The sequence below is a fragment of the Cohnella cellulosilytica genome (genome assembly GCF_042431195.1).
GTDB classification, from domain to species: domain Bacteria; phylum Bacillota; class Bacilli; order Paenibacillales; family Paenibacillaceae; genus Cohnella; species Cohnella cellulosilytica.
On record NZ_JBHMDN010000041.1, the window covers coordinates 19,067 to 32,758 of the forward strand.

General features: G+C 60.9%; 6 protein-coding genes. 5 read left to right on the top strand and 1 reads right to left on the bottom strand.

What is annotated here, in order from left to right; all coding sequences use genetic code 11:
• Nucleotides 1–14 precede the first annotated feature (14 nt).
• From ACFFT4_RS26460 to ACFFT4_RS26475, 4 genes are all read left to right on the top strand, one after another.
• Nucleotides 15–2,189, top strand: coding sequence for an AMP-binding protein (locus ACFFT4_RS26460; protein WP_378052025.1), 2,175 nt, complete (start codon nt 15–17; stop codon nt 2,187–2,189).
• Complete coding sequence (locus tag ACFFT4_RS26465; RefSeq protein ID WP_378052027.1) at nt 2,182–9,963, top strand: non-ribosomal peptide synthetase; 7,782 nt, start codon at nt 2,182–2,184, stop codon at nt 9,961–9,963. The genes ACFFT4_RS26460 and ACFFT4_RS26465 overlap by 8 nt, the downstream gene beginning before the upstream one ends.
• Nucleotides 9,964–9,984: 21 nt before the next feature.
• Nucleotides 9,985–10,755, top strand: coding sequence for a thioesterase II family protein (locus ACFFT4_RS26470; RefSeq protein ID WP_378052028.1), 771 nt, complete (start codon nt 9,985–9,987; stop codon nt 10,753–10,755).
• A 199-nt stretch (nt 10,756–10,954) separates the two neighbouring features.
• Nucleotides 10,955–12,331: an MATE family efflux transporter gene (locus tag ACFFT4_RS26475; RefSeq protein WP_378052030.1), complete on the top strand. Its 1,377-nt coding sequence runs from the start codon at nt 10,955–10,957 to the stop codon at nt 12,329–12,331.
• Here the strand turns inward: ACFFT4_RS26475 and ACFFT4_RS26480 are convergent.
• Nucleotides 12,328–13,032, bottom strand: a complete 705-nt coding sequence (locus ACFFT4_RS26480; RefSeq protein ID WP_378052031.1) for a 4'-phosphopantetheinyl transferase family protein — start codon at nt 13,030–13,032, stop codon at nt 12,328–12,330. The genes ACFFT4_RS26475 and ACFFT4_RS26480 overlap by 4 nt on opposite strands.
• A gap of 262 nt (nt 13,033–13,294) precedes the next feature.
• Between ACFFT4_RS26480 and ACFFT4_RS26485 the strand changes: the two genes are divergently transcribed.
• Nucleotides 13,295–13,692 (top strand): Rpn family recombination-promoting nuclease/putative transposase (locus ACFFT4_RS26485; protein WP_378052032.1); only part of this gene is annotated, 398 nt, incomplete at its 3' end.

A 13,692-nucleotide genomic window follows, 5' to 3' on the forward strand; every position in this document is an offset into this window, starting at 1 on the left:
AGGAGAACGTAATAATGAGCGACAGGGATAACCGGTCAACCGAAGATTCCATCGTTACTATTTTGCAGTCGCGGGCGCGGCTCACGCCGGACCGGATCGCGTACGGGATGCTGGACAGCCGCTTCCGCCTGTCCGAGATCACCTATTCGCAGCTGTATGCGGACGTGTCCGCGCTTGCCGATTCGCTTGCCGCGCGGCGTCTGGCCGAGGGAGACCGCTGCTTGCTGATGTTCCCTCAGGGCCTCGAATTTATCGCGGCGTTTCTGGCTTGCCTGCGCATCGGCGTCATTCCCGTCCCCGTCAACATGCCCGGCCGGCACAAATCGCTGGAGCGATGGGAGAAAATCGCGGCCGATTGCGGGGCAAGCTGCCTGCTCGCCGATCAGGCGTCGGCCGAGTCTTTGCAAGGGATTATAAGCGGCTCAAGCGTGCTGTCCGCTCTGCCCGTTTTTTCGACGCGGGTCGAAGAAGAGAGGGGGCTGCCGGCCGCTGCCCCGGCCCGGGGCGAGATTGCCCTGCTGCAGTATACGTCCGGTTCTACGAGCGACCCCAAGGGCGTAAGGGTTACGCATTTGTCCTTGCTGAACAACCTGAAGCAGTTGGAGCGCAAGTTCGACTTCGGAGAGCGGAGCGTAATGGTGAGCTGGCTGCCGTTCTACCACGATATGGGCTTGATCATCGGTATTCTGCAGGGGATCTATTCGGGCTTCAAGGTCATTCTGATGAAGCCCAACGACTTCATGCAGCAGCCGCTGAGCTGGCTGCGGGCCATCTCCCGCTATGGGGGAACCCACACGGGCGCGCCGAATTTCGCCTACGAGCTGGCGGCCGAACGGCTGAACCAGCTTGAGACGGCGCAAACGGAGGACGAGGCGCTGTCTCTTCGCACGCTGGAGCGGGCGTTCTGCGGGGCCGAGCCGATTCGCTTGGAGACCTTGCTTAAATTCAAGCGGGCGGCGAAGCGCTTCGGCCTTCGAGAGAACGTGCTGTCGCCGGGCTACGGTCTGGCGGAGGCTTCGCTCGCGGTGTCCACCTATCGTCCCGGCCAGCCGGTCGGCTGGCTTCGTCTGGACAAGCGGGATTTCCGGCTCGGGCATGTGAACATCCTTGGCCGGGGAAATCTGGAGACGATACGGGAGCTGTCGGAGGAGGCGGAGGAAGTCCATCTGGTCGGCAGCGGTTATGTGGTGGACGAGCATGTGCTGTCGATCCGAAATCCGGAGAACGGGAAGGAATTGGGCGACGGCGCGATCGGGGAAGTGTGCTTTGCCGGTCCTTCCGTAACGGGAGGATATTGGAACCGGCCGGAGGAGACAAGTCAGACCTTCTGGCGCGAGGAGGACAGCGGCCGCGTGTATTTGCGCACGGGGGATTACGGCTTTCGGGACGCGAACGGCGAGCTGTATATCACCGGCCGAATCAAGGATCTCATCATTGTCCGGGGGATGAATTATTACCCGCAGGACATCGAGCGAATCTCGTTCCTGTCCGATCCCGCGCTGCGCCCGGATGGCGCCGCCGCCTTCTCCGTCGAAACGGAGGAGGGGGAGGAGCGCGTCGTCGTCATCCAGGAGGTGGAGCGGACGGCGATCCGCGGCGCGGCCTGCGGCAGATGGGCGCGGCAGATTCGGCAGCGCGTGCTTCGGGAGCTGGAGCTGATGGTGGATACCGTCGTGTTTGTGCCGCCGATGCAGGTGCCGCGGACGACCAGCGGCAAAATCCGGCGCGGCCGGGCGAAGGCGATGTATTTGAGCGGGGAATGGGATCGCGCGATCGGCGTCGATTCCCGAAGCGACAGCGAACCCTTGCTCTCGCTCGACCGGCACGGCGGCGAAGCGGCGCTGGCGGATTTCATCGCCGGGCTGATCGCCGAGCAGTTGGCTGTTCCGGCGGACGAAGTCGACCGGAACGCGCCGTTCATGGAGCTGGGACTGAACTCGGCCATGTCGCTGTCCGTGCGCTATTCGCTGGAGCAGGCGCTGGGCGTTCACATCCCGGCGACACTGCTGTTCAATTACAATACAGTGACCCAAATGAGCCGCCATCTGGCCGCTCCATCAGACAGTCGGAACAGCCCCGAAGCGGCGGCGGAAAGAAAGACGGCTTCGGATACGGAGCTCGACGATCTCTCGGAAGACGAGCTGCTGGAGCGTCTGAGATACGAGTTGGGAGGGACGAATCATGTCTGAAGCGTCGGAATCGAGAGCCGGCGTTCTCAAGCAGGCGCTCACCGAGATTCGGCGGTTAAAGCGGGAGCTGAACGCGAGACGGACGGGGATGTCCGAACCGATCGCCGTCATCGGGATGGCTTGCCGGCTCCCGGGCGGCATCGCCGGGCCGGCGGAACTGTGGGAGGCGCTTCTGGCAAAGAAGGAACTGATCGGCGACGCGCCTTCGTCAAGGCGGAGCGGCGACTGGGAGGAACGGCTGGCGGCTCATCCCGCCTTGCGGAGGGCGGGGTATTTGACCGAGGATATCGAGAGCTTCGATTGCAGGCTGTTCCGAATGTCTCCCAAGGAAGCCGAGCGGACCGATCCGCAGCATCGCTTGTTCCTCAAAATCTGTTACGAAGCGCTGGAGAACGCCGGTTATCCGCCGGATCGGCTGCGAGGCACGGCGACGGGCGTGTACGCCGGTGTCTCTTCGCCGGATTATGCGCAGGCGCTGTTCGAAGACAGCAAGCAGCGGCAGGTGCTGGAGCCGGGGGATGTGACGGGCAGCGGATTTTCCTTTTTGTCGGGAAGAGTCTCCTATGTGTTCGGCTTGCAGGGGCCGGGGATTACGATCGACACGGCCTGTTCCTCTTCGCTGGTGTGCGTGGATCAGGCCTGCAAAGGGCTGACGGCCGGGGATTGCGATATGGCGATTGCCGGCGGCGTCAACTTGCTGTATTCGCCGGCCACGACGGAGCTGCTGTCGACGCTCCATATTCTGTCTCCCGACGGCGTCGTTCGCAGCTTCGATGCGCAAGCGAACGGAACCGTGCGCGGCGAGGGCTGCGGAGCGGTGATCCTCAAGCGGCTGTCGGATGCCGAGCGCGACGGGGACCGCATCCATGCCGTCATTCGCGGCAGCGGCGTCAATCAGGACGGTATGAGCTCCGGACTGACGGCCCCTTACGGCCCGGCCCAGGAGAAGCTGTTGGCGCGCGTATGGGCGCGCAGCGGCATCGATTCGTGCGATATCGGCTATATCGAGGCGCACGGAACGGGGACGGAGCTCGGCGATCCGATTGAATTGAACGCCTTGGGCCAGGTGATGGCGAAGGATCGCCGGACGCCGCTGTATGTAGGGACCGTGAAGGCGAATATCGGCCATTTGGAGGCGGCGGCGGGCATCGCAGGTCTGATCAAGGCGGTGCTGGCCGTCGAGAATGGACAAATTCCGGGCCAGCCGCGTTTTGAGAAGCCTTCCTCTCATATTCAATGGGAGGAGCTTTCGCTGGAGGTGCCGCGGGAGACGATCGACTGGAAAATGTCTGCCAACCGACTGCGGGTAGCCGGCGTCAGCTCCTTCGGTCTCAGCGGAACGAACGCCCATGTCGTCGTCGAGCAGTATCGCGGTCTGAGCGAACGGGCCGAGCCTTCCCGCGAAGACGCGATCAAGCCGTTCCCCTTCAAGTTCAGCTCGGTGACCGGCAAAGGACTTCGCGATCAACTGGAGGCGATGGCGGACTTCCTGGACGCGAACGCCGAAGCGAGTCCCCCGGATATGGCGGATCTGTCCCGCAGTCAGAACGGCGGCAAGGCCGACTGGCCGGAGAGAGCCGTCCTGTGGGCCGAGTCGCCGGAGAAATTGAGAGCGGCGATCCGCGAGGCGCTGGAAGGCAGGGCGCCCGCGGATATGCTGCATGGCAAAACGGTCCGGAAGGTCGTTTTCCTGTTTACAGGGCAAGGCTCGCAGTATCCGGGGATGTTCGCCGGACTTTATCGCGACAATCGCATTTTCCGGGAAGTGCTGGACGAGTGCGCTGCCTGCTACCGGAAGTTGACGGGCCGCGATTTGACGGAACTGCTGTTCACGCCCGGCGGCCGTCTGCATGAAACGCGTTATACGCAGCCGGCGCTGTTCGCCGTCGAATACGCGCTGGCGCGCATGTGGATCGCTTACGGCATCGAGCCCGAGCTGATGATCGGTCACAGCGTGGGCGAATACGCGGCGGCGTGTGTGGCCGGCGTGTTCGGACTGGCGGACGCCATGAAGCTCATAACGGCAAGGGGGGAGCTGATGTACGCCCTGTCGGAGGGCGGCGGCATGGCGGCGATCGCCGCGGACAGGGAAATGGTGGCGAGAAAACTTGCAGGCCGGGGGCGAGTGACGGTGGCGGCTGTCAACGGCCCCGAACAGACGGTGATCTCGGGAGACGGCGAGGAGGTAAGCGAGATTTGCGCGGCGCTGGCCGCGGAAGGCATTCGCAGCGTACCTCTGCAGGTTTCCCACGCCTTCCATTCGCCGTTGATGCAGCCGATGCTCGAATCGTTCCGGGCGGTTGCGCGCGATATCCGCTATCAGGCTCCGACGAGAGCCATTCTGTCGAATGTAACCGGCGGACCGATCGGCGCCGAGATCGCCGATTGGACCTATTGGAGCCGGCACGTCATGGCCGAGGTCAAGTTCATGGACGGGATTCGGTCGATTGCCAGACCGGAGGAGCATGTGTTCCTGGAGGTTGGCCCCGCTCCCGTGCTGTCGACGCTGGTTGAGCGAATCTGCGGCGACCGGGCGGAATGTCTCTTCTCCCACGAGGCCGGGGCCGCGGATTCCGAAAGACTGGAGCGCACCCTCTACCGGCTGTATGTTCGCGGCGCCGCCGTTCGCTGGCGCGCATGGTACGCGGAGGCCGCCCCTTGCCGGATGAAGGCGCCGAACTACAGGTTCGACGAGAAACGGTACGGTATTCCGCGCCGGGCTCTTGGCGGGAACAGGAGGCTGGCGGAAGGAGAAGACCGGAGGGGTAATGTCGAGGAGACGACTTTCTTCTCCGCTCCCGCCGTTCCTGCCGTACGCTTCATCGCCGATACCGAAGCCGCAAAGGAATACGTTCGCCGTTCGCTCGTGCGCGAGCTCAAGCTGGAGGAGAGCGAGTTGACGGAGGATCAAAATCTGCTGCTGCTCGGTGTGGATTCCATCGCCGCGGCCAGATTGACGGCTTCCTGGAGGCAGGAGCTGGCCGTTCGGCTGGATCCGGGCGTTCTGCTGAACCGCTGCACCGTGCGGGATTGGGCGGAAGCGATTCTCGGCGCCGCGGCCGAAGCTGGCCCGGCAGATACGGCCGCGCCGGCTTTCGATCCGGAGGCGCAATATGAGCCGTTCCCTCTCAACGAGGTGCAGAACGCTTATTTTGCCGGGCGCAGCAGCGAGATGGAATGGGGCGGCGTCGGCTGCTATGCCAGCTTCGAATTCGACGTGCCCGAGCTGGACCCGCGCCGGTTCGAACAGGCGCTGAGCGCTTTGGTTCGGCGGCACGGCATGCTCAGATGCCTCATTTCTCCGGACGGCTGGCAGCAAATCAGTCCCTCCGTCGAGCTGCCGCTTACCGTGTACCGCCGGGCATCGATACCGGATTTGCCGGAGCACCTGCGGGCGGTGCGGGAGACCATGGCAACCCAGGTGCTGCCGCTGGGCCAGCCGATGTTCGATATGCGGCTGTCGGAGCTGGACGGCGGTTGCTGGCGGATTCACTTCGGCGTCGATTTTCTGATCGCCGATGCGCTGAGCCTTTATATTTTCTGGCGGGACATGGATCGCTTGTATGCGGGCGAATCGCTGCCGGAGCTGGAGACGACGTACAGGGATTACGCGGTATATGCGCACGGATGCAGGCGCGGCGGCGATTACGAACGGGACAAAGCTTATTGGCTGCGGCGGGCGGACGATTTTCCGTCGGCGCCGGAAATTCCCGTCAACCGGACGGAGGCGGGCAGAGCCGCAAAAAGATTCGTCAGGCGCCATTACCGGCTGGACCGGGAAGCGTGGACGAAGTTCAAGCAAGCGGCGGCGGCGCGCCGATTGACGCCTTCGGCGGCGCTGCTCGGCCTGTATGGGGAAGTCTTGTCCGCTTGGGGCGGAGGGAGCCGGTTCGCGGTCATGCTGACCGTCTTTAATCGCGACGCTGTTCATCCGCAGATCGATCGGGTGATCGGCGATTTCACCCGGCTGATGGCGGTCGAGATTCGCCGGGAGGCGGGTGCGGCGGCGGAGAACGCTGCTGCCGTGCAGGCTCGAATGCGGGAGGATATGGCGCACAGCCGTTATTCCGCGATTGATTTTGTCAGGGAACTGAACAAAAAAGACAGCGCCGGCCAGCGCATCTATCCCTTTGTATTTACGAGCGCGCTGGGGATGGAGCAGTTGAACGGAGAAGCCGCGGACGGTTTCCTGGACCGCATGGGGTGGGCGATGTCGTCCACGCCGCAGGTTTGGCTGGATCATCAGGTCTATCATGACAGAGACGGCGTGATGCTGTCCTGGGATACGCTGGACGGCGTGTTCCCGCCCGGACTTGTCGACGCCATGTTCGAGAAGTACGTCGAATTGGTTGTCCGTGCGGCGAACGAGGAAAGCTTCTGGTCGAAAACGTTGACCGATCTGCGAACCGAGCGCGAACGGCAAACGCAGGAGAGGGCGAACGATACGTTCAGGGATATGGAGGAGGCGCTGCTGCACGAACGGATTCGCGATCGGGCGGCGGCCGGCGCGGGAAGTCCGGCGGTTATTTGCGCCGGCCGGACGTACAGCTACGGGGAACTGCTTGCCCGGGCGGACCAGGTGTCCGAGCTGCTGCAGGAGCGCGGAGTGCGGAAGGGAGACCTCGTGGCGCTGCAGTTGGGCAAATCGTTCGATCAGATTGCCGCGGCGCTTGGCATTCTGCAGATTGGCGCGGCCTACGCAGCGCTGCCTGTCGGACAGCCGCCCGGCCGAACGCTGGAAACGCTGCGGCAGGCGGGGATCGCGGTGCTGGTTGGCGAAAGCCGCATATTCGAAGAAGAGGAAGGCATCGCGGAGCTGACGCCGCAGGAGATGGACCGCAAGCGGGGCGTTTGGCGAGAGAGGGATATAAAATCTTCGGATCTGGCCTATGTGATCTATACATCGGGCTCGACCGGGCGGCCCAAAGGCGTCTGCATCACGCACGGCGCCGCATGGAATACGATCTCCGATGTAAACCGCCGTCTGGACGTAACCGCGGAGGACCGTATTCTGGGCGTCTCGTCGCTAAGCTTCGATCTTTCCGTCTACGATATTTTCGGGCTTCTTGCCGCCGGCGGAACGCTGGTTCTGCCGACGGAGGCGGAACGAATCGATCCGCAATGCTGGGATCGGCTGGCGCGGCGTCACCGGGTCAGCTTGTGGAACTCGGCGCCGACCTTGTTCGGGATGTACGTCGATTATTTGCTGACCGGCTCCGCCGCCGATACGGGCGATATCGCGATCCGGCATGTACTGTTGTCCGGCGACTGGATTCCGCTGAGCCTGCCGGACAAGCTGGCGCGTACGCTGCCCGGGGCTAATCTGACAAGCCTGGGCGGGGCGACAGAGGCTTCGATCTGGTCCAACTACTGGGAGGTAGCGGGCATCGATCCGGCATGGCGGTCGATTCCTTACGGTTCCCCGCTGGCCAATCAGACGTTTCATATTTTGGACGAGTTCGGCAGGCCCTGTCCGGATCGGGTACCGGGCCGGCTGCACATCGCAGGCAAAGGGCTGGCCGAAGGGTATTGGAAGGAGCCGGAGCTGACCGGGCAGACCTTCTTCTATCATGACGAGCTGCGGCGGAGGGTTTACGATACCGGCGATTATGGCTGCTACATGCCGGACGGCGCAATCGAATTCCTCGGTCGAAAGGACAGTCAGCTGAAGATCAACGGGTACCGGATCGAGATTGGCGAGGTGGAGGCGGCTCTGCGCCGCTGCGGATTCGCCGAGCCGATTATCCTGCCGGTCGGCGAACGGATGGACAGCAAGAAGCTGTTCGCTTTCGTCAGGGAACGGCCGGAGACGTTCGCGGAAACGGCGGCAAAGCGCGCCTTGCGGAACGAGCTTCCGGATTATATGGTGCCGGAGCGGATCGTCGCCGTCGAGCGATATCCCGCCACGGACAACGGCAAGATCGATCGCAAGCGGCTGCTGGAGCTGGCGGCAAGCGAGCCCTCTCCGGCCCGTGTCGACGAGACCCGGAGGCCGGAGCATCCGATGCTGCGGGAGATTCGCACCGTGCTTCATTTGCCGGACCTGGCACCGGAGGACAACTTGGGCGACAGGGGCGTCTCTTCGGTTGATATTATCCGGCTGGCCAACCATCTCGAAGCCGAATACGGGGATCGGCCGTCGGTAGGCGATATGGTGCGATACCGGACCGTGTCGGAACTGCTCGATTATTACGGCAGCCGGCAGCTTGGCGTCAATTCGCAGAGCGATCCGGGGGCCGCGAGTCAGGAGCCGGAGCCGTTGCCGCCCGAATCGTTCGCCGAGATGGAGCGACTGGTTCAGAGATGCCGCGCCGGCGGAATCGAGCTGCAGGCGGAATCCGGGCGCTTGCGATTTACGGCCCCGCGAGGCGCCATGACTCCGGAGCTGCAGGCTGACCTGAAGACAAACAAGGCGGCTCTCATTGCGTATTTGCAGACCGAGGAGGCAAGCGCCGCCGCGGAGGCCCAGCGCCCGTTCCGGCTGACGCCGATCCAACTGGCGTATGTGCTGGGCCGCTCGCCGGACTATGAATTGGGCAATACAAGCGCCCATTACTATGCCGAGTACGCCTGCGCCGATCTCGATTCGGTTCGGCTGGAGCGAGCCATAAATGAGACCATCGGACGTCATGAAATGCTGCGAACGGTCGTTTACGGCAACGGTACGCAGCAGCTTCTCCGGGAGACGCCGCTGTACAGCATGCCCGTCCAGTCCGTTGCCGGCCTGCACGAACTGGAGGAAATCCGCAGCGAATGGTCGCATCGCCGTTACGAGCTGGGAGAGTGGCCCATGTTCCATATCCGGCTCAGTCGGCTGCCCGACCGGCGGACGGTGCTGCACCTCAGCTTCGACTGCCTGATTCTCGACGGCTGGAGCGCGGAGCTGCTGTTCCGGGAGATTTTTGACGCCTATGCGGGCCAACCTGTCGCGAAGCCGGACTTCACCTTCCGGGAATATCTGAACAAGGAGAAGGGCTGGCTGGAACAGACTGGCTATTTGGCAAAAGCGACCGCTTACTGGGAGCGGAGACGATCCGACATGCCGCCGGCTCCGGAGCTGCCGTACAAGCGTCCCTTCGCCGAAATCGCCGAGCCGCATTTTCGCAGATTGAAGTATGTGCTGACGCCGGAGAACACCCGTCTGTACCATGAGCGGATACGGAAGCATCGCGTTACGTCTTCGGCGGTTCTGTGCACCGCGTTCATGAAAGTCCTCTCGGAACGGAGCGCCCGGCCGGAGCTGACGCTTAACCTGACGTTATTTAACCGCCTGCCGCTGCATCCCGACGTGCCGCTGATGCTGGGCGATTTTACGAACGTTACGCTCATCTCTTATAAGGGCGCCAGAGACTCTTTCATCGGAGAGACGGAGGAGATCCAATCGCAATTGTGGGAGGCGATCGAGCATCGGGCCTATAGCGGGCTGGATCTGCTGCGTCAGCTATCCCGCGACACGCCGGGCAAAGCGGTGATGCCGGTTGTTTTCACCAGTCTGCTGTTCGGAGACGCCTTGGCAGGCGAAGCGGGGACGCTCCCGCCGGGGATGGAGGAGATCTATGCGATCAGCCAGACGCCGCAGGTGGCGCTTGATCATCAAGCCTATGAACGCAACGGTTCGTTGACGCTGATCTGGGATTACGTAGAAGAAGCGTTCGACAAGGCGTTCGCGGAGCGGCTGTTCGACGCCTACGTTCATCTGGTTGAACGGCTGATCGCCGACGAGGACTGGAGTCTGGAGTTTGCCGTTGAACTGCCGGACGGCATGCGATCTTAAATCGAGGAGTCGGTGCACAAAATGACGACCAATCCGTGGTTCCCCTTCGGCATTCGGAAGGATCGTTCGCGTCCGCTGCTGTTCTGCTTCCACTATGCGGGAGGGAGCTCGACGATTTTCAGGCATTGGGTCGCGCTCCGCTCCACGGTCGATATCGTTCCGGTGGAGCTTCCCGGGAGAGGAACGCGGATGGCGGAGCCGCACCCGCAGCGTTTCGACGAGCTGATCGAAGCGTTGCTGGCGGCGCTGGCGCCGGAGGTCGAAGGAAGGGAATTCTGTCTGTTCGGTCACAGCATGGGCGCGGCGATCGCCTTTGATGCGGCATGTCGATTGGAGCGCGAATACGGGTTTCGGACGGCGAAGCTGATTGTGGCGGGGCGCCATGCGCCCCATCGCCCCGATCCGTCCCCGTTCAGCAGCGATATGGACGACGAAGCGCTTGTGCGCGAGCTGCAGCGGCTGGGAGGAACGCCGCCGGACATTCTGGAGAACGAGGAACTGCTTCGTTATCTGCTGCCCATGATCCGCAGCGATTACAGGCTTCACGAGAGCTTCGTCTATCGCCGGCAATTGCTTATGGCGCCGATAGTCGCTCATTCGGGAACCGGCGATCGCGACGCGAGTGCGGAAGAAATGCGGCATTGGAGCGAGGTGACGAATGCCGGATTTGCCATCCGCTCGTTCGAGGGCAACCATTTTTTCGTGCAACGGCTGGGAGATGCTTATTTGAATGAATTGCTGCGGCTGGCAGCGATGCCCGGGAACGGGATCCGGGAGGCTTATTTCTCCTAGGGCGTGTATGCATACTCCGAAGATAGCAGATGTTGCCGAATTTTCGTTCCATGCAAGGAACTTTTGTGAAGGCGTACCGGGGGTACGTCAAGCAAAAGTGACGAAGCAGGGGGCGAAAAGGCGGTGATAGATGCCCCTGAGCGGGTTTGCATACACGCCCTAGATGACGCCCGATTCCAGAAGAAAAGGAGTGCAAGCAATGGACGGTCAGAAGCGGATGATTCTCTTCGATAACTTATGGTCGGTCATGTGGAAGCTGTCATGGCCCGCTGTGCTGGCTATGATTTTCTACGGTTTGAACATGGTTGTCGATGCCGTGTTCGTCGGGAAGTATGTGGGCGAGGATGCGCTCGCGGGCGTATCGATCGCTTATCAGCTCTCCTCGCTGTCTCTTGGCCTCGGCTCATTGGTTGGGGTGGGGGCGGGCTCGCTGTTGGGCATCTCGCTTGGCGCGAATGATATGCAGACGCAAAAGCGGCTTCTCGGAAATATGAACAGCTTGACGCTGGCGGTCTCCGTTTTGTTTACAGCTGTCGGGCTGGCCTTCGCTGTCCCCTTGGTCAAGATGATGGGCGGAAGCGGGGAAGCGCTGACGCTCGGAGCGGCATATTTTCGCATCACGATGATCGGCTCCGTGCTCTGGATCTATGGACTTGCCGCGAATATGGTCGTTCGTGCCGAAGGCAGGATGAAATCGGCAGCGTTCATGATGGGGCTCGGGCTGCTGGTCAATATTCTCTTTAGTTATGTGTTCATTGTCCGGCTTCAGGCCGGAGTCGAAGGAGCCGCCTGGGCAACGAATATCGGCATGCTCGTCTACACTGTAATGGGTTTGCTGTACTTTCGCAGCGGAAAAGTATCGTTCCCGGCTTTCCCTTTCTCTTTTCGCTGGGAACGGAAAATGGTGCGGTCGATCCTGTCGATGGGAATGCCTTCCCTGATCATGAGCGTGATGACCGCTATTCAAGCCGTAATTGTTTTTAATGTTCTCTCGATTTACGGCACCACGTTCGATATCGCTTTTTATGGGGTTGTGCTGCGGCTGTTCAATTTCATTATGACGCCGATATTCGGACTGATGAGGGCGCTGCAGCCGGTCATCAGCATTAATTACGGAGCGAAGCGGTACGATCGGGTTATTCGCGGGTTTTGGATTTTTGCCGCCGCCTCGGCGCTTCTCATTTTGCCATTCTGGGCGTCGGCGATGATCGTTCCGAAAGCGGTGCTGGGGTTGATGTTCGACGCTTCGTCCATCGACGCTGCGAGCGTGGCGAACGCACAGATCTTTCTGTCCATTCTGCCGCTGCTGTCGATTGTCTTTATGGCGCTCACGCTGTTCCCCGCCATCGATCACAGCAAACCGGCTTCGCTTGTGGGCATTGTGCGTCAGGTTGTATTTTACATCCCGGCGATGCTTATTCTGCCGAGAATGTTCGGGGTGAATTGGGTTTATCTGAACTCCATGCTGATCGATCTGACGATTTTTATCATGACTTTTATTCTGGTAGGGATCGAGTTCCGCAAGCTTCGCGGACGATCCGGGAGTTTGCGCGAAGAGGAGGCCAGCACGATTTAAAAGAGGGCGAGAAACCGGCGGCCAAGCTCCGTCCAGTCGATCGTTTCGACGCGATCCGGGAAGCCCGGCTGCCGTGCGCAAACGGACAAGGCATAGTCAGGATCGATGTTATATTGCCGAAAGTGCCAGACCGTCTCCGTGCGGTCGGAAGGGGGAGAGAATCGAATGCCGCTGCCGGGATCGAGCTGAAAGGCGAATGAATTCAGCGGCAAAGACAGTCCCTTCCCTTCGGCCTTAATGTAACTTTCCTTCAGCGTCCACAGTCGGTAGAACTGGGTCAGGCGCCGTTCGTCCGGCTGCTGCCGCAGCCATTCGGCCTCGGACGCGGAGAAATAGTGCTTGGCGACGGCCATGTCGATCGGAAGAACAGCCTCTACGTCGATGCCGACCGGTTCACGGTCGAAAACGGCCGCCACCCATCGGCCGGCGTGAGAGAGGTTGTAGTGGTTAGCGGAATAGCCTGCAAGGGCGGGCTTCCCGTATGCGTTGACCGTTCTGGTCAACCCGCCTGCCGGCAGGTGCCAACAGTCACGAGCGTAAACGCGCAGCAGCATTTCTCCGCACAGCGAGCGCAGGCGATCCGCCGGTTGTCTGAATCTGGCCAATTTGCTTTGTACGGGTTCATCCAGCATGGCCAGATACGGTTCCCACAGGGAAGGGGACTCTGCGAGAGAGTTAAGGTTAACGGCCCAAATATCCATAAAGACAGTCCTTTATTTGGAAATATAAACGATTATATCATTCGTGTTAAATGGCATACAAATCCTCAACGGTTCAGCGTGGGCAGACCCTCCCTGTGGAAAAAGCGAAAAGCGGCTGCCGTATCCGTCCTTTTTTCCCGAACCGGGGCTGCTCGTCAAGGTTTCATACTCATCAGGGTTCTATACGTAGTTGTTTCAGCATTGTTTCTGGAACTGGAAATGGATATAATTTACTGAAAAGGGTTTGAAGGAGCGGCGGCCTATGAACTCAAATTCGAATTCCGATAGCATTCATCAGCGACATGACACCTCGTACCGTTTCTTATTGTCGAGTAAAAAGCTGTTCGTGGAATTGCTTCGTTCCTTCATAGACCGAGGCTGGGTGCAGGCGGTGGATGAAGAGCACGTTCAGGAAATCCCGCATTCCTTCGTGCTTCAGGATTTCAAGCGCCAAGAGGCGGACGTGGTGTACCGAGTGAACTTGAACGGACAGGACGTCGTGTTTTACTTGCTGCTGGAGATGCAGTCGAGCGTAGATTATCGAATGCCGTACCGGCTGCTGCTGTATCAGGTGGAAATTTGGCGTTATTTGCTGCAGAACGAGGAGGGTTCGCCGGCCAACCGGAAAACCTTTCAATTGCCGCCGATTATCCCGATTGT